Below are 22,492 nucleotides of genomic sequence, written 5' to 3' on the forward strand. Positions count from 1 at the left end.
CGAACGGACGAACGTTCCCCGGAACCGCACTGAGCACCAGCAGTCCCCCTTACGTATTCCGCGTACCACGTTGTGCGCGTCCCCGATGGAGAACACCACTATGAGCAAGCGGAACAGCCAGGCGTCGAAGACGGCGGCGCGCGAGAGGCTGCGCCTGGAGCGCGAGCGCCAGGCCAAGCGCGACAAGATCAAGCGCCAGGCGATCGTGGCCGGTTCCCTCGTCGCCGTCCTCGCGATCGCGGGCGGCATCGGCTACGCGGTCGTGCAGAACAACAAGCCGTCCCAGTGGGAGGCCGTCGCGAGCGACAAGGTGGTCGCCCCGGCCAACACGACGGGCAAGGACGGCACGACCGTCGTCATCGGCAAGGACACCGCGAAGAAGACCCTCAAGCTGTACGAGGACCCGCGCTGCCCGATCTGCGCCTCCTTCGAGCAGACCGTCGGCCCGACCGTCCAGAAGGACCTCGACGCCGGCAAGTTCAAGATCCAGTACATCGGCGGCACGTTCCTCGACGGCGACTCCGACAAGAACGGCAAGATCTCGATCGGCTCCCGCGGCGAGGGCTCGAAGAACACGATGAGCGCGATGGGCGCCGCGCTGAACGTGAGCCCGGAGGCGTTCCTGGAGTACAAGAGCGCGCTCTACTCGGCGAAGTACCACCCCGACGAGACGACCGACAAGTTCAAGGACGACGCCTACCTCATCAAGGTCGCGAACACCGTCCCCGCGCTCAAGAACAACACCGGGTTCCAGAACGCCGTCAAGAACGGCACGTACGACGCCTGGGCGCTGGCCATGTCCGAGACCTGGAACACCAACAAGGACGGCGTCACCGGCACGCCGAGCCTGGTGATGGACGGCAAGAAGGTCACCGGCCCGGACGGCAACGCGCCGATGACGGTCGCCAACTTCAACACGGCGATCGACGCGGCCCTCAAGGGCTGACCCACCGGCGCCGCGGCGCCCCCGGACCGCACCGGGAGCGGGGGCCGGCTCCGGCGACCTGTGTGACCCGAGTGACCTGAGCGGCGAAAAGCCGAAGAGCGGGCGAACTTTTCCGGTTCGCCCGCTCTTGGCTTGTACCGATCGGTAACCTCATCGCCCGTGACCAGTCGACACAGATCAACCAACTCCGGGGACGCCCTCAACTCCCGCGCCCCGCGCCGCCGTACGGTCGTCAAGGCCGCGGCCGCCACCGCCGTCCTCGCCGCCCCGCTCGCGGCCGCACTGCCCGCCCGCGCCGCCGAGGCGCCCGCCTTCCTGCACGGAGTCGCCTCGGGCGACCCGCTGCCCGACGGCATCCTGCTGTGGACCCGGGTGACGCCCGGCGCCGACGCGATACCCGGCTCCGGGATCGGCCCGGACACCGAGGTGAGCTGGACCGTCGCCCGGGACAAGGCGTTCACGTCCGTCGTCGCCACCGGTTCCACCGTCGCGACGGCCGCCTCCGACCACACGGTCAAGGCCGACATCCGTGGTCTGGCCCCGGCCACCGACTACTGGTTCCGCTTCTCGGCGGGCGGCACCGACTCACCGGCGGCGCGTACCCGCACCGCGCCGGCGGCCGACGCGGCCGTGCCGGGCCTGCGCTTCGGCGTGGTCTCCTGCGCCAACTGGGAGGCCGGCTACTTCTCGGCGTACCGCCACCTCGCGGCCCGGGGCGACCTGGACGCCTGGCTGCACCTCGGCGACTACATCTACGAGTACAAGTCCGGCGAGTACGGCACCCGCGGCACGGTCGTACGGCCGCACTCCCCCGCGAACGAGATCCTCACCCTCGCCGACTACCGCACCCGGCACGGCCGTTACAAGACCGACCCGGACCTCCAGGCCCTGCACCACAAGGCGCCGGTCGTCGCGATCTGGGACGACCACGAGTTCGCCGACAACTCCTGGTCGGGCGGCGCGGTCAACCACACCGAGGGTGCCGAGGGCGCCTGGTCGGACCGTCAGGCGGCCGCGAAGCAGGCCTACTTCGAGTGGATGCCGGTCCGTCCGGCCATCGCCGGCACCACCTACCGCAGGCTGCGCTTCGGCAAGCTCGCCGACCTCGCCCTGCTCGACCTGCGCTCCTTCCGGTCGCAGCAGGCGTCCACCGCCAGCGGTTCGGTCGACGACCCGGACCGTACGATCACCGGCCGCGCCCAGCTCGACTGGCTGAAGGCCGGGCTCAAGTCCTCCGACACCGCCTGGCGTCTGGTCGGGAACTCGGTGATGATCTCGCCGTTCGCCGTGGGCTCCCTCTCCGCCGACCTGCTCAAGCCGCTCGCCAAGCTGCTCGGGCTGCCGCAGGAGGGCATCGCCGTCAACACCGACCAGTGGGACGGCTACACCGACGACCGCCGCGAACTGCTCGCGCACCTGCGCTCCAACGCGATCCGCAACACGGTCTTCCTGACCGGTGACATCCACATGGCGTGGGCCAACGACGTGCCGGTGGACGCCGGCACGTACCCGCTGTCCCCCTCCGCCGCCACGGAGTTCGTGGTCACCTCGATGACCTCCGACAACCTCGACGACATCGTCAAGGTCCCCGAGGGAGTCGTCTCGGCGGTCGCCTCCCCGGTCATCCGCGCGGCCAACCGCCATGTCCACTGGGTCGACACCGACCGCCACGGCTACGGCGTCCTGGACGTCACCGCCGACCGCGCCCAGATGGACTACTACGTGATCTCCGACCGGGCGAACCCGAACGCGACCTCGTCCTGGGCCCGTTCGTACCGCACCCGCAGCGGCACGCAGACGGTGGAGCGGACGTACGACCCGGTGTAGGCCCCGGGCTACAACGAGTCGAGGAAGCCGAGTGCCACCTTCCAGGTGGCCTCGGCGGCCTCGGCGTCGTAGTCCGGCAGGTCCGGGTCCGTGTAGAGGTGGCCGGCTCCCGCGTAGCGGTAGATCTCCACGTCGGCTCCGGTTCTCTGCATCTGCAGATACCAGGCGCTCAGCCAGTCGTCCGTCTCGAACTGGTCGGGCTCGGCGACGTGCAGCTGGACCGGCAGGTCGTCCACGGACGCGCTCTCGGCGATGTCCGAGGTGCCGTGCAGCAGGAGCAGCCCGCGGGCCTTCTCGTCGCCGAGGGCCAGGGTCTGGCCCACCGAGGCGCCGAGGGAGAAGCCCGCGTAGACCAGGCCGCGCTCCGAGTAGGGCGCGGCGGCCAGGACCGCCCGCTTGAGCAGCTCGTCCTTGCCGATCCCGTCGCTGAAGGCCATGCCCTCCTCGACGGTCTCGAAGGTGCGTCCCTCGAAGAGGTCGGGGGTCCACACCTCGTGGCCCGCGGCCCGCAGCCGGTCCGCCGCCGCGCGCACCGCCGGCCGCAGGCCGTAGGTCGAGTGAAAGAGCATGATGTTCATGGACTCCATGGTGCCAGCCGGCACCGACAGCACCGGTCCGGCCGTCCCGCGGGGGAACGGAGCCGGCGGCCGGGCGCCCCGGAACGAGCCCCCTGGGATACCCCGTTCCGCCCCGAGAACACATGTTCATGACGCCGACGGCCGGTTAGCTTCTCAGGCATGGAGAACGTACTGCGCCCGGTGATCGTCGTCGGTGGCTCGGTCGTCCTCACCCTGCTCATCGGATGGTCCGTCGACCGTCTGTTGCGCCGGGCCGACGACCGGCACAGCGAGCCGTCCCTGTGGGGTCTGCTCCGCCGCGGCCGTGTCCCCTTCCAGCTGGTCCTGTTCGCGGCCCTGCTCAGAGGCTCCTACGACCAGGCGCGGCTCCTGGTCGAGCACCGGGTCGGCATCGGCCGGACGCTGACCCTGATCCTCATCGGCGCCGCCGCCTGGCTGGTGGTGAGCATCGCCACGGCGGTCGTCGAGACGTCGTACAGCCGCTACGCGAACGCCCACCGCGACCCGGCCCGGATCCGCCGGGTCCGCACCCAGGTCACCCTGATCCAGCGGGTGGTCACCGCGGTCGTCGGCGTCGTCGCGGCCGCCGCGATGCTGCTCACCTTCCCCGCGATGCGGGCGGCCGGCGCCTCGCTGCTGGCCTCGGCAGGGGTCCTCGGCATCGTCGCCGGTGTCGCCGCCCAGTCCACGCTCGCGAACCTCTTCGCCGGTCTGCAGATCGCCTTCGGCGACATGGTGCGGCTCGGCGACACGGTGGTGGTCGACGGCGAGTGGGGCACGGTCGAGGAGATCACCCTCACGTTCCTGACGGTGCGGACGTGGGACGAGCGCCGGATCACCATGCCGGTGTCGTACTTCACCTCGAAGCCGTTCGAGAACTGGTCGCGCGGCACCCCCCAGATGACCGGCATCGTCTTCCTGCACCTCGACCACTCCGCCCCGGTGGAGGCGATGCGCGGGAAGCTGCGCGACATCCTGCGCGAGTGCCCGGCCTGGGACGGCCGCGACCACGGCCTCGCCGTCACCGACTCGACGCCCAACACCATGCAGGTGCGCGCCCTGGTCACCGCGAAGGACGCGGACGACATCTGGACGGTACGGGTCACGGTCCGCGAGCAGCTGATCCGCTGGCTGGCGGAGCAGCACCCCTACGCGCTCCCCCGCGTCAACACCGCCGAGGCGGCGCTCCCCCGGCAGAACCCGCGTCCGGACCGCGCGGAACCGAACGCGGCGGCGGCCCGTGCGAACCACGCCCACCACCCCCACGAACCACCCCGCACCGGCCCGGGCCGCGCCTGAGCCCGGGCGGCGCATCCGGCGCCGGGTGAACGCACCCGGCGCCGGTGGCACAGGGGCGCCGGCGGACGCGCCGGCAGGCGTCAGCGGAGGCTGCGGACGTCGAGGTGTCTCAGGACGCGGTCCACGATCTCCGGGTCGGCGCCGGGCTCGTTGCGCGCGGACAGCACCTCGTGCCGGGCCGCGCTCATCATCTCCCCCTGGATCCGCCGCATCCGCTTCATCCGCCGGACCCGCTGCACATGCGCCTCGCGCCGCTCCTCGTCCCCCATGTCGGGGCTGATCCGCACACCGATCTCGAAGGCCCGGCGCAGCAGTTGCTCGGAGACCTCCTCCGGCAGCTCCTCCACCTCCTCGATCTCGCGCAGCCTGCGCCGCGCGGCCTTGGCGGCCCGTACCGCGAGCTCCTTCTCGAAGGCCTTCTCGACGTCCTCGTCGGCCCGCACCCCGAGTCTCCTGACCAGCCACGGCAGGGTGAGCCCCTGGAGCACCAGGGTCGCCATGATCACCCCGAAGGCGATGAACACGATCTCGTCCCGGTCGGGGAACGGTGACCCGTCGTCCATCCTCAGCGGAATGGCGAGCGCCAGGGCCACGGAGGCGACCCCGCGCATCCCGGCCCACCACATGACCACGGTCTCGCGCCACGAGGTCGGGATCTCCTCGTCGTAGTCCCGCTTGGCGTGCAGGCGTTTGGTCAGCCAGGTCGCGGGCAGCAGCCAGGCCAGCCGTACGAGCACGACCACCACCACGATCGTGGCGGCCCAGCCGAGCATCTCCGCCCAGCGTCCCGCCGCCGTACGGATCGCGTTGTGCAGTTCGAGGCCGATGAGCCCGAACGCGACCCCGGTGACGAGCGTGTCCACCACCTCCCACACGGTCGCCCCGGCGAGCCGGGTCGCGACGTCGTCGGCGTCGGTGGCGTACTCGGCCAGGAACAGCGCGGTGACGAGCACGGCGAGCACGCCCGATCCGTGCAGTTCCTCGGCCAGCACGTACGCGGCGTACGGCACCAGCAGGGTGAGGCCGACCTGGAGGGGGGCGTCGCCGACCAGGGTCATCAGTTTGTTCGCGGCCCATCCGAGGGCCAGTCCGACGGCGAGCGCGACGACGGCGGAGAGCACGAAGTCGAGTCCGGCCCGCCAGGGCGAGAAGCTGCCGCTGACCGCGGCGGCGATCGCGACGTGGTACAGCACGATCGCCGTCACGTCGTTGAAGAGCCCCTCCCCCTCCAGGATCGACACCAGGCGGCGCGGCAGCCCGAGCTGTCCCGCGACGGCGGTCGCGGCGACCGGGTCCGGGGGTGCCACGAGAGCGCCGAGCGCGAAGGCGGCGGCGAGCGGCAGGCCCGGCACGATCGAGCTCGCGACGCCCGCGACGGCCAGCGTGGTGACGAACACCAGGGCCACGGCGAGCAGGAAGATCGGGCGTCTGTTCGCGGCGAACTGTCGCCACGAGGTGCGGCGCACCGCGGCGTACAGCAGCGGCGGCAGCAGCGCGGGCAGGATCAGTTCCGGCGGGATGTCCACGTTCGGGACGAAGTCCAGCACGGCCAGCACCATGCCGAGCAGGGTCACGAGGACCGGAGAGGGAAGCCCCCACCGCTCTCCGAGCGGGACGCTGACCACGGCCCCGAGCAGCAGCACGAACAGCAGGGCCAACTGATCCACGGTCAGCGCTCCGGCGGGGTCTAGACGATCAAAGGCGATCCAGACCCCAAGCGTGCCACGCGGCTACGGCGATCCCCGGCTCACAGCGCCTTGCGCATCGCGCGGTGCGGCATTCCCGCGTCCGCGAACTCCGGACCGTAGGCCACGTACCCGAGCCGTTCGTAGAACCCCAGCGCGTGGGTCTGCGCGTGCAGGTCCACCGCGGCCAGCCCCCGCGCGCGTGCGGCGGTCTCGATGGCCCGCACGAGCGCGGCGCCGACGCCGAGCCCGCGCGCCTCGCGGGTCACGGCGAGCCGCCCGAGCGAGCCGACGGCCGGATCCCCGCCGACCTTCGCCGCGGCCGCCTCGCCCTGGAGGAGACGCCCGGTGCCGAGCGGCACGCCGTCCTCGCGGATCGCCAGCACGTGCAGGGCGCCGGGGTCGTACGCGTCGTACTCGATGTCCTCGGGCACGCCCTGTTCGCCGACGAAGACGTCCTTGCGCACCGCGAAGCAGGCCTCGCGGTCTCCGGCGTGCTCGGCGACGCGCACCTCGTACACACCCGCCGGGGAGGCGCCCGCCGCCCCGTCCGTACCGCCGCTCACGCCCAGCTCTCCTCACGGACCTTGTCGAGCGCCCGCTGGAGGTCCTCGGGGTAGTCGCTCTCGAACTCCACCCACCGGCCGTCCGCGGGGTGCTCGAAGCCGAGCCGCACCGCGTGCAGCCACTGGCGGGTGATGCCGAGGCGCTTGGCGAGCGTGGGGTCCGCGCCGTAGGTCAGGTCGCCGACGCAGGGGTGGCGGTGGGCGGACATGTGGACGCGGATCTGGTGGGTGCGCCCGGTCTCCAGCTTGATGTCGAGCAGGGAGGCGGCGCGGAACGCCTCGACCAGGTCGTAGTGCGTGACGGAGGGCTTGCCCTCGGCCGTGACCGCCCACTTGTAGTCGTGGTTCGGGTGGCGTCCGATGGGCGCGTCGATGGTGCCGCTGGTCGGGTCCGGGTGGCCCTGCACGAGCGCGTGGTAGCGCTTGTCGACCGTGCGCTCCTTGAACTGGCGCTTGAGCGAGGTGTACGCGTGCTCCGACTTGGCGACCGTCATCAGGCCCGAGGTGCCCACGTCCAGGCGGTGGACGATGCCCTGGCGCTCCGCGGCGCCGGAGGTCGAGATGCGGTAGCCGGCGGCCGCGAGACCGCCGATGACGGTCGGTCCCGACCAGCCGGGGCTGGGGTGGGCGGCCACACCGACGGGCTTGACGATCACGAGCACGTCGTCGTCGTCATGGACGATCTCCATGCCCTCGACGGGCTCGGCGACGATCTGCACGGGCGCCGGGGCCCCGGGCATCTCGACCTCGAGCCAGGCGCCGCCGTGCACGCGCTCGGACTTGCCGACGACCGATCCGTCGATCGTCACCTTGCCCGCCGCGGCGAGCTCCGCGGCCTTGGTACGGGAGAAGCCCAGCATGCGGGAGATGGCGGCGTCGACACGCTCGCCCTCCAGGCCGTCGGGCACGGGCAGGGTGCGGATCTCGGGAATCGTACTCACCCGTCGAGTATGCCGGACGGCTCGGACACCGCCGGACCACAGCCCGAACGCCCGTGCCCGCTCCGGACCGCCACGAGGCGCCGTACGGGCCGCGTGACGGGCCCCGGACGGGCCTCCGACGAGTCGAGTCAGTCCTTGTGGACCGTGCCGTCCGGGTCCAGGCCCCGGAAGGACAGCAGCACGATCAGGATGCCGCCGCAGACGATCGCCGAGTCGGCGAGGTTGAAGACGGCGAAGTGCTTGGGTGCGATGAAGTCCACGACCGCGCCCTCGAAGACGCCGGGCGAGCGGAAGACGCGGTCGGTCAGGTTGCCGAGCGCGCCGCCCAGCAGCAGGCCGAGCGCGATGGCCCACGGCACGCTGTAGAGCTTGCGGGCGAGCCGGGCGATCACGACGATCACCGCCGCCGCGATCACCGTGAAGATGACCGTGAACGCCTGGCCGAAGCCGAAGGCCGCGCCCGCGTTGCGGATCGCCTCGAACTTCAGCCAGTCCCCGGCGATGTCGATCGAGTCGTGGTGCTCCAGCTTCGCCACCACGATCATCTTGCTGACGAGATCGAGGGCGTACGCCAGTACGGCCACCGTGAAGAGCACGGCGATCCTGCGCTTGCCCCTGGGCCGCTCGGCCGGGGCCGGCGCGTCGGCGCCGGACCGGTCGCCGGACGCCGCGTTCCCGCCGGACTGTTCCGGTTCGGCCCCCGCCGCCCCTGGAATGTCCGGCGTACCGATGATGCGCTCCGCCTCTGCCACGTGAGTGAGTCCCTCGACCTAGGTTCCTGACTGAGGACGAGGGTACGGCACCCGCTCACGGGCCCCGCTGCTCAGGAGCGCCCACCGCGGCGAGGCGGCGGCGCTCCCGCGCGGCGTCCGGGGCTCAGTGCCTGCGCTCCTGCTTCTGCTTGCACGCGACGCACAGGGTGGCGCGCGGAAAGGCCTGCATCCGGGCCTTTCCGATGGGATCGCCGCAGTTCTCGCACAGCCCGTAGGTGCCCGCGTCGAGGCGCTCCAGAGCGTGCTCGGTCTGCTCCAGCGTTTCGCGCGCGTTCGAGTTCAGCGCCATCTCGTGCTCGCGTGTGATGTTTTTCGTACCGGTGTCCGCCTCGTCGTCTCCGGCGCCGTCGCCGGAGTCGCGCATCAGGCCCGCGAGCGCCTCCTCGGACGAGGAGATCTCGGCGCGCAGCCGCAGCACCTCCGACTGGAGCTCCGCGCGGGCCGCCCCCACCTCCTCCGGCGTCCAGGGGGCCTCCCCCGGCCGCACCGCGAGCTCCCCGGGCTCCACGGCGGCGATCCTCGCCTTCGGTACCGCGGTGGCCTTCTTCGCGGCCGTGGCCGCGCCACGGGTCTTCTTCGCAACCACCGTCGTGGCTCCCGTCGTCTTCGCGGCCTCGGCCGCGCCCTGGGCCGCCGAAGCGGCCGTCCTCCTGGCCGTCCTCCTGGCCGTACCGGTGCTCTTCCTCGCCGCGCCCGTGCTCTTCTTCGCCGCGGACGCCGCGGACGCGGTGGACGCGGTGGACGCGGTGGACGCCGCGGACTTCCCGGATCCCGGTTTCCCCGCCGTCGCCGCCGTCGCCGTCGCCGTCTTCCCGGCGGCCGCCCTGCCTGCGCCGGTCTTCCCGGCGGCCGTCTTCCTGCCCGTGGTCTTCGTGGACGCCGTCCCGGAGGCGGCCGCTCCTGTCCCGGCCGACTTCGCGGGCGTCGTCCTCGCGGCCGGTGCCGCCGCCCCGGAGGCCGTCTTCACCGGCTTCACCCTGGAGGTCGCGGAGGCCGCCCGCTCGTTCTTCTTCCCACCCGCGTCCCTGGCCGCCGCACTCGTGGATCTGCCCGACGCCGACTGCTGTACGGCGGTCTTCTTCGCCACCATGGCCGCGGCCCCTTCACATATTGTGATCTTGCTCGCGAATCGTGCTGGGACGATAAATCGACTTCCGGCCCGCGGCAACGGGGCCGCCCACGATCCGCCCTCCGCGCGAGCCCCGCGCGGGGAGTCTGCCTCCGTTGTGCCCAGCTCCCCGCCGGGTAATCCGCCGGGACGGGCGTCCCGGGATCCGGACGCGCGCGCCTGGCCATTCGGGTCACCGCGCAGGCCACGGCGGCGACCCGGGAAAACCGGTCGGCCGCCGTCCCCGGGGCGCCGTACACTGGGCGCAGCGAGAAGCGTGGATGGGGACGAGTAGCGGCGTACGCGGCCAGGAGCGACCCGGGGACGGTGGAAGCCCGGGGGCGAGCGCGACGCGAAGATCACCCCGGAGCCGCCGGCAGAACACCCCTGTGGGGCCAGTAGACCCGGCATCGCGACCCCAATGAGGGGGCTCACCGGCGCGAACGGCGCGCCGGAGGGCCAAGGAGGGTGGTACCGCGGGAGCGCGCCGCACACGGCGTCCGTAGCAAGACGGCTCTCGTCCCTCCGACGGAAGGCAGAAAGTCCGTTGGAGGAAGCTCGCCGATGACAGCGCCGACGTACCGCCAGGTGCCCGCCCAGGTCGACCTGCCCGCCCTCGAGCACGCCGTGCTCGACTTCTGGCGTGAGCAGAAGATCTTCGCCAAGAGCCTCGAGCAGTCCGAGGGCCGGCCGGAGTGGGTGTTCTACGAGGGCCCGCCCACCGCCAACGGCATGCCGGGCGCCCACCACATCGAAGCGCGCGTCTTCAAGGACGTCTTCCCGCGCTTCCGGACCATGCGCGGCTACCACGTGGCCCGCAAGGCCGGCTGGGACTGTCACGGCCTCCCGGTGGAGCTGGCGGTCGAGAAGGAGCTCGGCTTCACCGGCAAGCAGGACATCGAGGCGTTCGGCATCGCCGAGTTCAACGACCGGTGCCGCGAGTCCGTGACCCGCCACACCGACGCGTTCACCGAGCTGACGAACCGCATGGGCTACTGGGTCGACCTCGAGGACGCCTACCGGACCATGGACCCCGAGTACATCGAGTCCGTGTGGTGGTCGCTCAAGGAGATCTTCAACAAGGGCCTGCTGGTCCAGGACTACCGCGTGGCGCCCTGGTGCCCGCGCGACGAGACGGGCCTGTCCGACCACGAGCTGGCCCAGGGCTACGAGACGATCGTCGACCCCTCCGTGTACGTCCGTTTCCCGCTCACCTCCGGTCCGCTGGCCGGCCGTGCCGCGCTCCTGGTGTGGACGACCACCCCGTGGACGCTGGTGTCCAACACCGCGGTCGCCGCCCACCCGGGTGTCACCTATGCCGTCGTGACGAACGGCGAGGAGCAGCTCGTCGTCGCGCAGCCGCTCGTCGAGAAGGCGCTCGGCGAGGGCTGGGAGACCACGGGCGAGTCCTTCACGGGTGCCGAGATGGAGCGCTGGACGTATCAACGTCCGTTCGAGCTCGTCGAGTTCCCCGAGCCCGCCCACTTCGTCGTCAACGCCGAGTACGTGACGACCGAGGACGGTACGGGTCTGGTCCACCAGTCCCCCGCCTTCGGTGAGGACGACCTCAAGGTCTGCCGCTCGTACGGCCTCCCGGTGGTGAACCCGATCCGCCCGAACGGCACCTTCGAGGAGAGCGTCCCGCTCGTGGGCGGGGTCTTCTTCAAGAAGGCGGACGAAAAGCTCACCGAGGACCTCCAGAGCCGCGGCCTGCTCTTCAAGCACGTGCCGTACGAGCACAGTTACCCGCACTGCTGGCGCTGCCACACCGCGCTGTTGTACTACGCGCAGCCCTCCTGGTACATCCGCACCACGGCCGTCAAGGACCGTCTCCTGGAGGAGAACGAGGGGACCAACTGGTTCCCGGAGTCGGTCAAGCACGGCCGCTTCGGCGACTGGCTGAACAACAACATCGACTGGGCGCTCTCGCGCAGCCGTTACTGGGGCACCCCGCTGCCGCTGTGGACCTGCGAGGAGGGCCACCTCACCTGTGTCGGCTCGCGCGCGGAACTGTCCGGGCTGACCGGCACCGACCAGTCGGAACTCGACCCGCACCGCCCGTACATCGACGCGGTGACCTTCCCCTGCCCCGAGGGCGGCTGCGGCCTGACGGCGACCCGCGTGCCCGAGGTCATCGACGCCTGGTACGACTCGGGTTCGATGCCGTTCGCGCAGTGGGGCTACCCGTACAAGAACAAGGAGATCTTCGAGAGCCGCTACCCGGCCCAGTTCATCTCCGAGGCCATCGACCAGACGCGCGGCTGGTTCTACACGCTGATGGCCGTCGGCACCCTGGTGTTCGACAAGTCCTCGTACGAGAACGTCGTGTGCCTCGGCCACATCCTCGCCGAGGACGGCCGCAAGATGTCCAAGCACCTGGGCAACATCCTGCAGCCGATCCCGCTGATGGACCAGCACGGCGCCGACGCGGTGCGCTGGTTCATGGCGGCCGGCGGCTCCCCGTGGGCAGCCCGGCGCGTGGGCCACGGCACCATCCAGGAGGTCGTCCGCAAGACGCTCCTCACGTACTGGAACACCGTCGCCTTCCAGGCGCTGTACGCCCGCACCAGCGACTGGGCGCCCAGCGAGGCCGATCCGGCTCCGGCGGACCGTCCGGTCCTGGACCGCTGGCTGCTCTCCGAACTCCACGCGCTCACCGACCAGGTGACGCAGGCTCTGGAGGCGTACGACACCCAGCGTGCCGGAAAGCTCCTGTCGGCCTTCGTCGACGACCTCTCGAACTGGTACGTGCGCCGCTCCCGCCGCCGCTTCTGGCAGGGTGACAAGGCCGCGCTGCGCACGCTGCACGAGGTCGTGGAGACGGTCACGCGGCTGATGGCCCCGCTGACCCCGTTCATCACGGAGCGGGTGTGGCAGGACCTGGTCGTCCCGGTCTCCCCGGACGCCCCCGAGTCCGTGCACCTGTCGACCTGGCCCGAGGCGGACCTGTCCGTCATCGACCCGGAGCTGTCGCGCCAGATGGTGCTCGTGCGCCGGCTCGTCGAGCTCGGCCGGGCCACGCGCGCGGAGTCGGGCGTCAAGACCCGTCAGCCGCTGTCGCGCGCGCTGATCGCGGCGACCGGCTTCGCGACGCTCGACCCCGAGCTGCACGCGCAGATCACCGAGGAACTGAATGTGAGTTCCCTCGCGTCGCTCTCCGAGGTCGGCGGTTCACTGGTCGACACCACCGCGAAGGCGAACTTCCGCGCGCTGGGCAAGCGCTTCGGCAAGGGCGTCCAGGATGTGGCGAAGGCCATCGCCGGGGCCGATGCCGCGGCCCTGTCCCTCGCGCTGCGCGAGGGCACCGCGTCGGTCGAGGTCGGCGGCGAGACCGTCACCCTGGCCCCGGACGAGGTCATCATCACAGAGACCCCCCGTGAGGGCTGGTCGGTGGCCTCCGACTCCGGCGCGACGGTCGCGCTCGACCTGGAGATCACCGAGGAGCTGCGGCAGGCGGGCCTCGCCCGTGACGCGATCCGGCTGATCCAGGAGGCCCGCAAGAACAGCGGCCTCGACGTCGCCGACCGCATCGCGCTCCGCTGGACCTCCACGGACCCGGCGGTCGTCGCGGCGCTCGGCGAGCACGCCGGCCTCATCGCCGACGAGGTCCTCGCGACGGACTTCGCCCAGGGCGAGGCCGACGGCACGTACGGGGAGCCGTTCACCGACGAGGGCCTGTCCCTGGTGTTCCGCCTCCGCAAGGCGTAGCGAAGGCGGCCCGACCGCAGCGAAGGCCCGGGGCCACCAGGAGATCCTGGTGGCCCCGGGCCTTCGCCGTACTCCGGCGCCGCACGGAACGGGTGCCTCCTCCGTGGCCCGGCGCCCGCACGGAACCGGGTCTCCTCCGTGACGGCGGCGCACGGAAACGCCGTACGGGCCCGTGCGGGGCGTCCGGCCCCCGTGCGGCGCCAAGACCTGCGCTACCCGTACGAGCGCCCCCTGGCCCCCGTACAGGCCTCTGGCGGGCGCGCAAAAGGGCGAGGCCCCCGGAATCCGGGGGCCTCGCCCTGAATGCTGCCGACGCCTAAGGCGTGACGGCCGCCGTCAGTTGTCGTCCTCGTCGATGAGGAACCCGCGCATCGGCGAGGGCGCCTGCTGCATCGGCGACGGGCCCTGAGGCCGCACCGGAGCCATCGGCTGGGTCATCGCGGGCGACATCTGCTGCTGCCCGCCGTAGGACGGTCCGCCCTGCGACGGTCCGCCCATGCCCGGGTTGCCGCCGTAGGACGGCGCACCGGCACCCGCGGGAGCCATCGACGGCGCGGAGGACGCCGGCAGGGACGCGGCGGCCGGGGTGCGCGGCGGGGCGAGCGAGTCGTCCGCCTGCGTCTCCAGCTGGCGCAGCTGCGACTCCAGGTAGGACTTCAGACGCGTGCGGTACTCGCGCTCGAAGCCGCGCAGGTCCTCGACCTTGCGCTCCAGCGTGGCGCGGGCGGACTCCAGGGAGCCCATCGCGACGCGGTGCTTCTCCTGCGCGTCCCGCTCCAGGGCGTCGGCCTTGGCACGGGCGTCGCGCTCCAGACCCTCGGCGCGGCTGCGGGCCTCACCGACGATCTTGTTGGCCTCGGAGCGAGCCTCGGCGATCGCCTGGTCGGCGGTCTGCTGGGCCAGCGAGAGGACACGGGCGGCACTGTCGCCACCGGGGCCCTGCTGCGGCATCTGCTGACCGGGGCCGCCCATGGGACCACCCATCGGGCCGCCCATCGGACCGCCCATGGGGCCACCCATGGGACCGCCCATGGGGCCACCCATCTGCTGCATCTGGCCGGGACCGCCCTGGCCCATGGGGCCACCCATCTGCTGCATCTGGCCGGGACCGCCCTGGCCCATGGGGCCCTGACCCATCGGACCCTGACCCATGGGGCCCTGGCCCATCGGACCCTGACCCATCGGACCCTGGCCCATGGGGCCCTGACCCATCGGACCCTGACCCATCGGGCCCTGACCCTGCTGACCACCCTGACCGCTGGGGCCTGCGGGCAGCGCGGGAGCGCCGCTCGGCAGCTGGGGCGGACCGCCCATGGGACCACCCATGGGACCGCCCATGCCCTGCGGCGGACCCGATATCCCCGCGGGCACAGGAGCGCCGGGCCCTCGCATACCCTGCGGCGGGCCCTGCTGGTCCTGCTGCTCGGGCGGTTTGCGCATACCCTGCTGCTGCTGGTTCTGCGCGGCCGCGCGCGTGGCCGCGGCCAGCTTGGCGCGCAGGTCCTCGTTCTCGCGGAGCAGGCGGGTCAGTTCGGCTTCGACCTCGTCGAGGAAGGCATCGACCTCGTCCTCGTCATAGCCTTCTCGGAGGCGGACGGTCGTGAACTGTTTGTTCCGCACGTCCTCGGGGGTCAACGGCATCTCTTCACCTCAACGTAGTCGTCGGCATTCGGCAAGACCGTATCGTTCACATCGCTCACATCAGGCTCTGCGTAAGTCTGATCAAGATGAAGACGATGATCATCAGTACGAAGAAGGACAGGTCAAGCGCCACGCCCCCGAGACGCAGCGGCGGAATGAACCGCCGCAGAAGCTTGAGCGGTGGATCGGTGACAGTGTAGGTGGCCTCCAGAACGACCACCATCGGCTTGCCAGGTTGCCATGAGCGGGCGAACTGGAAGACGTAGTCCATGACCAGCCGGAAAATCAGCACGATGAGGAAGCACATCAGCGCGATGTAGAAGACCTGCCCGACCACGCTCATGATCCGTGCTTCCCTCTCCCCTGTTTCCCTGCGGTGTTCCCGGTACTGCGTCTCAGCTCTGGTTGAAGAACCCGCCCTCTGCGATGCGAGCCTTGTCCTCCGCCGTGACATCGACGTTAGCAGGCGACAACAGGAACACCTTCTGCGTCACCCGCTCGATGCTGCCGTGGAGACCGAACACCAAACCGGCGGCGAAGTCGACAAGTCGCTTCGCGTCAGTATCGTCCATCTCCGTCAGGTTCATGATCACCGGGGTGCCCTCGCGGAAGTGTTCCCCGATGGTACGGGCCTCGTTGTAGGTCCGGGGATGCAGCGTGGTGATCCGGTACGGCTCTCGTTCCGACACGACCTTGGGCATGATCACCGGGGCGTTCTTCTCCAGGCTCTGACGTTCTTGTGTGATGGACGCCACGGGGGCGATGCGCGCCGGACGCCCGGACTCCGCGGCGAGCGAGGCGGAATGCGGCACCGGATCACGAGGCACCGAGGGCTGTACCACTCGTACCGATTCATCCCTTTGGGACGAGTGCGCCTGGTGTGACTGATGCGGCGGTTCGTGCCGTCGCCGGTCCCGCTCGGGCTCCGGGTCGAGCTCGGGCTCGAAGTCGTCGTCGGGGTCGAATCCTCTGCCGTCGTACCCATCGTCCTCCACGAGGCCGAGGTAGACCGCCATCTTGCGCATCGCGCCGGCCATGCTCTGAGTCCTCCGCTCTGTGGTGGATCGGCTGACGAATTGCCAAGTGCCCGCGATCCACGAGGTCGTTATGCCCGCATTTGGCGGTAATGACCATATTTTCTGCTGTGGTCCGACTTCTTGGCGACGTTACCGGAGGCCGGGTCGGACTCCGAGTACCGCAGTACCGACGCGTACATGTGTCGCTCCGGCTGCCACAGCCTGTTCGAGATCCGAGCTCATCCCTGCCGAGACCATGTTCGCAGCCGGATGGGCGCGGCGCACGGCAGTCGACAAATCCATCAGCCGCTCGAACGCCTGTTGTTGACGCCCTGCATAGGTACCGGTGAGCGGAGCGACGGTCATCAGCCCGTCGAGCCGGAGTCCCGGGGAGCGCGCGACGAGGTCGGCCAACTCCTCGACACCGCCCACCCCCACGCCACCCCGCTCGCCCCGGCCGCTCTCCTGCGCGTCCAGCGCGACCTGGATCAGGCACCCCACTTCGCGTTCCGCCCGCACCGCTTCCTTGGAGAGAGCCGTGACAAGACGGGAACGGTCGACGGACTGCACGAAATCCGCGTAACCGACCACAGAGCGCACCTTGTTGGTCTGCAATTGTCCGACAAAATGCCACAACAAGGACAGATCCGAGCACTCCGCGCTCTTGGGTGCGGCGTCCTGGTCCCGGTTCTCGGCCACGTGACGCACACCGAGTTCCGACAGGATCCGCACATCAGTGGCGGGATAGGTCTTGGTGACCACGATCAGGGTCACCTCTTCGCGCTTGCGCCCGGCGGCCGTGCACGCCGCCGTGATGCGCTCTTCCACTTTCGCCAGGTTCGCGGCGAGTTGAGCCTTACGGTCTGTCATGCCCCATCAGTCCAGCCAGACATATCCCGCGAGCCGCCCGGTGGTGCGGTCCCGTCGGTACGAGAAGTGGTCCCCCGATTCGAGCGTGCACACCGGCGACTGCTCCCGGTCGCGCACTCCGAGCCGTTCGAGCTGCGCGTGCACCCCTGCGGTCACGTCGACCGCGGGTGTCCCCCAGCTCGTCTCGGCGTACGCCGCCGGCTCGACGGCGGCGACCTCGGCGCGCATCGCGTCCGGCACCTCGTAGCACCGTCCGCAGACGGCGGGTCCGGTGCGGGCGACGATCCTGGCCGGATCGGCGCCGAGTTCCACCATGGCCCGTACGGCCGCGGGAACCACGCCGGCGACCATGCCGGGCCGTCCCGCGTGTGCGGCGGCAGCCACGCCCGCGACGGGGTCGGCCAGCAGGACGGGTGTGCAGTCGGCGGTGAGAACGGCGAGCGCGAGCCCGCGGCGCGCCGTGACGACCGCGTCGACGGCGGGGATCTCCGAGGCGCCCCAGGGCTCCTCGACGACCGCCACGTCCGGCCCGTGCACCTGGTTCATCCAGACGACCCGGGCCGGGTCGAGCCCGAGCGCCTTCGCGGCGAGTTCCCGGTTGGCGCGCACGGCGGCGGGGTCGTCGCCGACCGCTCCGCCGAGGTTGAGCTCCTCGTACGGAACGGCGCTCACCCCGCCCCACCTGTCGGTGAAGGCGAAGTGGGCGCCGTTCACGGTGCTCGCTGCGGAGCGCTGTCCTATCACTTCAGGAAGTCCGGCACGTCCAGCTCCTCGGCCGCGCTGTCCGAGTAGGAACGGGACGGCGGGACCGGCGGGGACACCGGCAGCTCGCTGACCGGCTCCGGGGCGGGCTCGGGAGCGGGCTCCTTCGGCGTGACGCTGCCGAGCGTCCCGAAGGACGGGCGGCTCTCCGCGGGGCGCGGGGCGACCTGCTCGTCGCGCCGGGCCGCGGCCGAGCCGAGGACGTTCTCCCGCTTGGCCGGCGGCTGCCCGCCGTCGAAGCCGGCGGCGATGACGGTGACCCGCACCTCGTCGCCGAGGGCGTCGTCGATGACCGCGCCGAAGATGATGTTGGCCTCGGGGTGCGCCGCCTCGCTGACCAGCTGGGCGGCCTCGTTGATCTCGAACAGGCCGAGGTCGGAGCCGCCGGAGATGGACAGCAGGACGCCGCGGGCGCCGTCGATGGAGGCTTCCAGCAGCGGCGAGGAGATGGCCATCTCGGCCGCCGCCACCGCGCGGTCGTCGCCGCGGGCGGAGCCGATGCCCATGAGTGCCGAACCGGCCTCGGACATGACGGACTTGACGTCGGCGAAGTCGAGGTTGATCAGACCGGGCGTGGTGATCAGGTCGGTGATGCCCTGGACACCGGAGAGCAGGACCTGGTCCGCCGACTTGAAGGCGTCGAGGACGGAGACCTGGCGGTCCGAGATCGACAGCAGCCGGTCGTTCGGGATGACGATGAGGGTGTCGACCTCTTCGCGGAGCTCCGCGATGCCGTCCTCGGCCTGGTTGGCGCGGCGCCGGCCCTCGAAGGTGAAGGGGCGGGTGACCACGCCGATGGTCAGGGCGCCCAGCGAGCGGGCGATGTTGGCCACGACGGGCGCGCCGCCGGTGCCGGTGCCGCCGCCCTCTCCGGCCGTCACGAAGACCATGTCGGCCCCCTTGAGGACCTCCTCGATCTCCTCGCGGTGGTCCTCGGCGGCCTTGCGGCCGACTGCCGGGTTGGCTCCGGCCCCGAGGCCGCGCGTGAGTTCCCGGCCGACGTCGAGCTTGACGTCGGCGTCGCTCATCAACAGCGCCTGCGCGTCTGTGTTGATGGCGATGAACTCGACGCCCTTGAGACCGACCTCGATCATCCGGTTGATGGCATTGACACCACCGCCGCCGACACCGATGACTTTGATGACTGCGAGGTAGTTCTGCGGTGCTGCCACGTCGAAGGCCTCTCGCCTCGAGTTACGTGTCGCCGCCTCGCACGTTCGCGATCCGACGACTGATGCCGAGTGGGACGGTCCGAACGCCGACCCGAACCCTAACGCTGAAGTTTAGGGTTACCAGTGTGTCTGTTCCTTGGACTCTTCCGAACAGGACACTAAGTCGACAAGTGGCGCGCGTTCAACGAACACGCCGAACCTCCCGTTTTTCTTTTCACCCTATGTGATCAGGCGCAGCACTGCCCAACCAGGGTGCTGGCCTGCGCAGATGCGGGTCAACTGCCGGACGATGCGGGGGCTGTGGGGGCACTTACGTCGAAATGCCGGGCCCCGGGATCGGCTTTCATGAGAGCAAGGAGCGTCCTGGCCTTGGCCCGGCCCTTCTCGGCGCTGCCCCACTCGACGGTCCGGCCGCCCCCCAGCTCCAGCGAGACGGCGTCGTAGGAACGGACCTTGACGGTACGGGTGTCACGGGCCACTTCGCCCGGAATGTCCCCGGCGATCCGTACCGCCTCGCGCACCAGCCGGCCGACGGGGAAGCGGCGCGGCGCGGTGCCCTTCGGGACCGCCAACTCCAGTGCGGGCACGCCCTTCGGGGCGTCGGGGACCGTGGCGAACCGCACGCCCTCGGCGTCCACTTCGACGAACTTCGCGCCTTTCGCGACGATCAGGACGGGAGTCCGTTCGGTCACTTTCAGACCGATTCCATGGGGCCAGGACCGGACGACCTCGACCGAGTCGATCCGGGGCAACTCCCTGAGCAGGCGCGCCCCGATCGCGTCCGTGTCGACGGAGACCAGCGGTGATCCGACCGGCACGCCGGCCGCTTCCCGCACCTGCGCGTCGGTCAGCACCCGCACCCCGGAGACCGTGACGCGCTCCGTGCGCAGCCAGGGGGAGCCGTAGAGGATCCACACCGCGGCGGCCCCGGCCAACACCACGGCGAGCAAAAGGATGATGAGCCTACGAAGGCGGCGGAGCCGCCCGTCCAGGGGCGGCCGGGGCGGGCCGGACTCCGGCTTCTGCCGTTCACCGCGCTCGGCGGTCGTCGGTCCGGCCACGCTCCCTGCCTTCCCTCATGCGGTCCTAGCGATGACGCGAGGCGATCGCCTCGTACACCATGCCGACGAGCAGGTCGTCGGCGTCGCGGCGGCCGAACTCACCGGCGGCGCGCGACATCTCGTACAGCTTGTGCGGGTCGGCGAGCACGGGCAGCACGTTCTGCTGTACCCACTGCGGGGTCAGCTCCGCGTCGTCGACCAGCAGTCCGCCGCCCGCCTTGACCACCGGCTGGGCGTTCAGCCGCTGTTCGCCGTTGCCGATGGGCAGCGGGACGTAGGCGGCGGGCAGTCCGACGGCGGAGAGCTCGGCGACGGTCATCGCGCCCGAGCGGCAGAGCATCATGTCGGCCGCGGCGTACGCGAGATCCATCCGGTCCACGTACGATACCGGGACGTACGGGGGCATTCCCGGCATCTGGTGCACCTGTGGCAGTTCGTTCTTCGGACCCACCACGTGCAGGATCTGGATCCCGGCCTGCTGGAGGTACGGAGCCGCCTGCTGGACCACCTCGTTGAGGCGGCGGGCGCCCTGCGAGCCGCCCGACACGAGGAGTGTCGGCAGGTTCGGGTCGAGCCCGAACGCGGCGCGCGCCTCGGGCCGTACGGCGGCCCGGTCGAGCGTGGCGATGGAGCGGCGCAGCGGGATGCCGATGTAACGCGCCCCGCGGAGCTTGCTGTCGGGCGTGGAGACGGCGACCTGGGCCGCGTACCGCGATCCGATCTTGTTGGCGAGTCCGGGCCGGGCGTTGGCCTCGTGGATGACGATCGGCACGCCGAGGCGCTTGGCCGCCAGGTAGCCGGGCAGGGCCACGTAGCCGCCGAAGCCGACGACCGCGTCCGCCTTGGTCCGCTCCAGGATCTGCTCGACGGCCTTGATCGTGCCGCGCAGCCGTCCGGGAACCGTGATCAGCTCCGGGGTGGGCTTGCGCGGCAGCGGCACGGCCGGGATCAGCGCGAGTTCGTAACCGCGCTCGGGCACGAGCCGGGTCTCCAGCCCCCGTTCCGTGCCCAGGGCCGTGATCCCCACGGTCGGGTCCTGCCTGCGCAGGGCATCCGCGAGGGCGAGCGCGGGCTCGATGTGGCCGGCGGTCCCCCCGCCGGCGAGTACGACATGCACCGAAATTCACCGCTCTCCGGACGAACGCGCCGCAGAGGCACGCCGTCGCATCGTGTTCCATCTCCGGGGCCCCGCGGCCCTTGCGGACTCTCTCACCGCACCCCGCTTTCTGCCAAAGCGGGGTTGCCGCATCGCGAGAGCCGCCCGCGCAGCGGGGTCGTCACGCGCGAAGGCGATCAGCAGCCCGATGGCGAACATGGTCGGCAGCAGGGCGGAGCCCCCGTAGGAGAACAGCGGGAGCGGGACTCCGGCGATCGGCAGCAGACCGAGCACCGCACCGATGTTGATCACGGCCTGGGCCGTGATCCAGGTGGTCACGCCTCCCGCGGCATACCTGACGAAGGGATCCTCCGTGCGTCCGGCCACGCGGATACCCGCATAGCCTAGAGCCGCGAAGAGGGCGAGCACCGACAGCGTCCCCGCGAGGCCCAGTTCCTCCCCAGTGATGGCGAAGATGAAGTCGGTGTGCGCTTCGGGAAGTTGGCCCCATTTCTCCACACTGGCACCGAGGCCCGATCCGAAGAGTCCGCCGGAGGCGAGGGCGTAGATGCCGTGCACGGCCTGCCAGCAGGTGTCGTGCGGTCCCGGCTCGGTGGCGCCGATGCAGGCAAGCCTGGACATGCGGTTGGGGCTCGTCTTGATGAGGACGAAGCCGATCGCCAGGGCGACGGACAGCACGCCCACGAACAGCCGGGTGGGCGCTCCGGCCAGCCACAGCAGCCCGAACAGGATGGCCGTGAGGATGATCGCGGTACCCATGTCGCCGCCGAGCATGATCAGGCCGAGCAGCATGAACGCGGCGGGCACGAGCGGGACCAGCATGTGCTTCCACTGGGTCAGCAGCCGCTTCTCCTGTTTACGGGCGAGCAGATCGGCGCCCCAGAGCACGAGCGCGAGCTTGCCGAACTCGCTGGGCTGGATCTGGAACGAGCCGCCCAGCGAGATCCAGTTCTGGTTGCCGTTGACCGAGAGGCCTATCCCGGGCACCTGGACCAGGACCATCATGAAAACGGCGCCGGCCAGGATCGGGTAGGCCAGCGCACGGTGCAGTTTCACCGGCATCCGCGAGGCGGCGAACAGCAGCACACCGCCGATCAGGGCGGCCAGGGCCTGCTTGCGGAAGAAGAACGACCCGGGCAGCGAGAGCTGGAGCGCCGTGATCTGCGAGGCCGAGTAGACCATCACGAGGCCCAGCACGGTGATCAGCAGGCTGCCGCCGAGGATCAGGTAGTACGCGGTCAGCGGCCGGTCCCAGGCCTTGCGGGCGCGCAGGTGGAGACGGCGTACGGGATTGTCGCGCGGCACCCCGGCGGCGGCGGGCCGGCCGGCCCGCCGCACGGGAGGGCGGCCGGTCCGGCTAGTCGGCATCGGAGTCTCCGGGCCACAGCGATGTCACGCGTCCGTCCCTCCCAGGTTCGCCCG

Annotated in this window: 19 protein-coding genes; 4 read left to right on the forward strand and 15 right to left on the reverse strand. The window is 70.9% G+C overall.

The genetic code is table 11. From position 1 onward, the window contains the following. The first annotated feature begins 100 nt into the window (after window positions 1-100). Window positions 101-946 carry a thioredoxin domain-containing protein gene (locus ACH4S8_RS19045; RefSeq protein WP_398395360.1) on the forward strand — a complete coding sequence of 282 codons (846 nt, stop codon included), beginning with the start codon at window positions 101-103 and terminating at the stop codon, window positions 944-946. Window positions 947-1,105: 159 nt separating this feature from the next. Beyond that, complete coding sequence (locus ACH4S8_RS19050) at window positions 1,106-2,773, forward strand: alkaline phosphatase D family protein (protein WP_398395362.1); 1,668 nt, start codon at window positions 1,106-1,108, stop codon at window positions 2,771-2,773. A gap of 8 nt (window positions 2,774-2,781) precedes the next feature. Here ACH4S8_RS19050 and ACH4S8_RS19055 read toward each other — a convergent pair whose 3' ends face one another. After that, window positions 2,782-3,351, reverse strand: coding sequence for a dienelactone hydrolase family protein (locus ACH4S8_RS19055; protein WP_398395364.1), 570 nt, complete (start codon window positions 3,349-3,351; stop codon window positions 2,782-2,784). 159 nt (window positions 3,352-3,510) lie between these two features. Here ACH4S8_RS19055 and ACH4S8_RS19060 point away from each other — a divergent pair, with 159 nt between their 5' ends. Then, entirely contained in the window at window positions 3,511-4,650 is a 1,140-nt protein-coding gene (locus tag ACH4S8_RS19060; protein ID WP_398395366.1) for a mechanosensitive ion channel family protein, read from the forward strand. 80 nt (window positions 4,651-4,730) lie between these two features. On the opposite strand, the gene ACH4S8_RS19065 is transcribed toward ACH4S8_RS19060, so the two are convergent. The 5 genes from ACH4S8_RS19065 to ACH4S8_RS19085 form a co-directional block, all read right to left on the reverse strand. Further along, the gene (locus ACH4S8_RS19065; protein ID WP_398395368.1) at window positions 4,731-6,317 is read right to left on the reverse strand and encodes a Na+/H+ antiporter; all 1,587 of its coding nucleotides are present in this window, start codon (window positions 6,315-6,317) and stop codon (window positions 4,731-4,733) included. Window positions 6,318-6,397: 80 nt separating this feature from the next. Continuing rightward, window positions 6,398-6,856, reverse strand: a complete 459-nt coding sequence (locus ACH4S8_RS19070) for a GNAT family N-acetyltransferase (protein WP_398395905.1) — start codon at window positions 6,854-6,856, stop codon at window positions 6,398-6,400. 41 nt (window positions 6,857-6,897) lie between these two features. After that, window positions 6,898-7,842 (reverse strand): RluA family pseudouridine synthase, encoded by a 945-nt coding sequence (locus ACH4S8_RS19075; protein ID WP_398395370.1) that lies wholly within the window; start codon window positions 7,840-7,842, stop codon window positions 6,898-6,900. A gap of 128 nt (window positions 7,843-7,970) precedes the next feature. Next, window positions 7,971-8,594, reverse strand: coding sequence for a signal peptidase II (gene lspA / locus ACH4S8_RS19080; protein WP_398395372.1), 624 nt, complete (start codon window positions 8,592-8,594; stop codon window positions 7,971-7,973). 124 nt (window positions 8,595-8,718) lie between these two features. Beyond that, window positions 8,719-9,705, reverse strand: a complete 987-nt coding sequence (locus ACH4S8_RS19085) for a TraR/DksA family transcriptional regulator (RefSeq protein ID WP_398395374.1) — start codon at window positions 9,703-9,705, stop codon at window positions 8,719-8,721. Window positions 9,706-10,287: 582 nt separating this feature from the next. Here ACH4S8_RS19085 and ileS point away from each other — a divergent pair. Then, window positions 10,288-13,431, forward strand: coding sequence for an isoleucine--tRNA ligase (ileS, locus tag ACH4S8_RS19090; protein WP_398395376.1), 3,144 nt, complete (start codon window positions 10,288-10,290; stop codon window positions 13,429-13,431). A gap of 336 nt (window positions 13,432-13,767) precedes the next feature. On the opposite strand, the gene ACH4S8_RS19095 is transcribed toward ileS, so the two are convergent. The 9 genes from ACH4S8_RS19095 to ftsW all read right to left on the reverse strand — a co-directional run bounded on the left by ACH4S8_RS19095 (window position 13,768) and on the right by ftsW (window position 22,438). Then, window positions 13,768-15,072 (reverse strand): DivIVA domain-containing protein, encoded by a 1,305-nt coding sequence (locus ACH4S8_RS19095; RefSeq protein WP_398395378.1) that lies wholly within the window; start codon window positions 15,070-15,072, stop codon window positions 13,768-13,770. A 55-nt stretch (window positions 15,073-15,127) separates the two neighbouring features. Continuing rightward, complete coding sequence (locus ACH4S8_RS19100; RefSeq protein WP_037623312.1) at window positions 15,128-15,415, reverse strand: YggT family protein; 288 nt, start codon at window positions 15,413-15,415, stop codon at window positions 15,128-15,130. Between the two features lie 52 nt (window positions 15,416-15,467). Further along, a complete protein-coding gene (locus ACH4S8_RS19105) occupies window positions 15,468-16,109 on the reverse strand; it encodes a cell division protein SepF (protein ID WP_398395381.1) in 642 nt (213 codons plus the stop codon). 129 nt (window positions 16,110-16,238) lie between these two features. Next, complete coding sequence (locus ACH4S8_RS19110) at window positions 16,239-16,958, reverse strand: YggS family pyridoxal phosphate-dependent enzyme (RefSeq protein WP_398395383.1); 720 nt, start codon at window positions 16,956-16,958, stop codon at window positions 16,239-16,241. A 6-nt stretch (window positions 16,959-16,964) separates the two neighbouring features. Continuing rightward, window positions 16,965-17,702 carry a peptidoglycan editing factor PgeF gene (pgeF, locus tag ACH4S8_RS19115; protein WP_398395385.1) on the reverse strand — a complete coding sequence of 246 codons (738 nt, stop codon included), beginning with the start codon at window positions 17,700-17,702 and terminating at the stop codon, window positions 16,965-16,967. Next, complete coding sequence (gene ftsZ, locus ACH4S8_RS19120; RefSeq protein WP_398395387.1) at window positions 17,699-18,892, reverse strand: cell division protein FtsZ; 1,194 nt, start codon at window positions 18,890-18,892, stop codon at window positions 17,699-17,701. Before ftsZ ends, pgeF begins: the two co-directional genes overlap by 4 nt. 275 nt (window positions 18,893-19,167) lie before the next feature. Then, on the reverse strand, window positions 19,168-19,953 hold the full coding sequence (locus tag ACH4S8_RS19125) for a cell division protein FtsQ/DivIB (RefSeq protein ID WP_398395389.1): 786 nt from the start codon (window positions 19,951-19,953) through the stop codon (window positions 19,168-19,170). A gap of 25 nt (window positions 19,954-19,978) precedes the next feature. Further along, complete coding sequence (gene murG, locus ACH4S8_RS19130) at window positions 19,979-21,070, reverse strand: undecaprenyldiphospho-muramoylpentapeptide beta-N-acetylglucosaminyltransferase (RefSeq protein ID WP_398395391.1); 1,092 nt, start codon at window positions 21,068-21,070, stop codon at window positions 19,979-19,981. A 6-nt stretch (window positions 21,071-21,076) separates the two neighbouring features. After that, window positions 21,077-22,438 (reverse strand): putative lipid II flippase FtsW, encoded by a 1,362-nt coding sequence (ftsW, locus tag ACH4S8_RS19135; RefSeq protein WP_398395393.1) that lies wholly within the window; start codon window positions 22,436-22,438, stop codon window positions 21,077-21,079. Window positions 22,439-22,492 lie beyond the last annotated feature (54 nt).

Source organism: Streptomyces sp. NPDC021080 (assembly GCF_044333225.1).
In the GTDB taxonomy this organism is placed as follows: Bacteria; Actinomycetota; Actinomycetes; order Streptomycetales; family Streptomycetaceae; genus Streptomyces.

Bases quoted from the DNA above. Each gene is read 5' to 3' on its own strand.
- ACH4S8_RS19045 (WP_398395360.1), top strand. From the start codon at position 101: ATGAGCAAGCGGAACAGCCAGGCGTCGAAGACGGCGGCGCGCGAGAGG.
- ACH4S8_RS19055 (WP_398395364.1), bottom strand. From the start codon at position 3,351: ATGAACATCATGCTCTTTCACTCGACCTACGGCCTGCGGCCGGCGGTG.
- ACH4S8_RS19060 (WP_398395366.1), top strand. From the start codon at position 3,511: ATGGAGAACGTACTGCGCCCGGTGATCGTCGTCGGTGGCTCGGTCGTC.
- ACH4S8_RS19085 (WP_398395374.1), bottom strand. From the start codon at position 9,705: ATGGTGGCGAAGAAGACCGCCGTACAGCAGTCGGCGTCGGGCAGATCC.
- ileS (WP_398395376.1), top strand. From the start codon at position 10,288: ATGACAGCGCCGACGTACCGCCAGGTGCCCGCCCAGGTCGACCTGCCC.
- ACH4S8_RS19095 (WP_398395378.1), bottom strand. From the start codon at position 15,072: ATGCCGTTGACCCCCGAGGACGTGCGGAACAAACAGTTCACGACCGTC.
- ACH4S8_RS19100 (WP_037623312.1), bottom strand. From the start codon at position 15,415: ATGAGCGTGGTCGGGCAGGTCTTCTACATCGCGCTGATGTGCTTCCTC.
- ACH4S8_RS19105 (WP_398395381.1), bottom strand. From the start codon at position 16,109: ATGGCCGGCGCGATGCGCAAGATGGCGGTCTACCTCGGCCTCGTGGAG.
- ACH4S8_RS19110 (WP_398395383.1), bottom strand. From the start codon at position 16,958: ATGACAGACCGTAAGGCTCAACTCGCCGCGAACCTGGCGAAAGTGGAA.
- ftsW (WP_398395393.1), bottom strand. From the start codon at position 22,438: ATGCCGACTAGCCGGACCGGCCGCCCTCCCGTGCGGCGGGCCGGCCGG.